The following is a 404-nucleotide window of genomic DNA, read 5'->3' as shown; positions in this document are numbered from 1 at the left end:
GCAGCGGTGACGGCCGTGGAAGACAAAGCGGGCAATACCGCGCTTTGCGCCTATGTCGCGCCTCAGCAGGACGATATTGAAGCGCTCAAAGCCGCGCTGAAAGACACGCTGCCTGACTACATGGTGCCGGCGTTCTGGGTGGAGATGGACGAGCTTCCGGTCACCGCAAACGGAAAGATTGACAAAAAAGCCTTGCCGGCGCCTGACATTGAAGCGGGAAGCGCGGCATACAAAGCGCCGGAAACGGAGATGGAGACGCTGCTTTCCGACATTTGGCAGGAAGTGCTCGGTCTTGACCAGATCGGCGTAAGCGATAATTTCTTCACGCTCGGCGGCGATTCGATCAAAGGCATCCAAATGGCGAGCCGTCTGAACCAGCACGGCTACAAGCTGGAGATGAAGGA

General features: G+C 57.7%; 1 protein-coding gene. It reads left to right on the top strand.

All coding sequences use genetic code 11. The features are described 5' to 3' along the window. On the top strand, window positions 1–404 hold a 404-nt coding region (locus G9F50_RS20320; RefSeq protein ID WP_165417793.1), incomplete at both ends, for a phosphopantetheine-binding protein.

The organism is Bacillus sp. EKM206B (assembly GCF_011066015.1).
Lineage (GTDB): Bacteria > Bacillota > Bacilli > Bacillales > Bacillaceae > Bacillus > Bacillus velezensis.
Note: the sequence above shows the minus strand (reverse complement) of the source record. Positions and strands in the feature narration are given on the sequence as shown.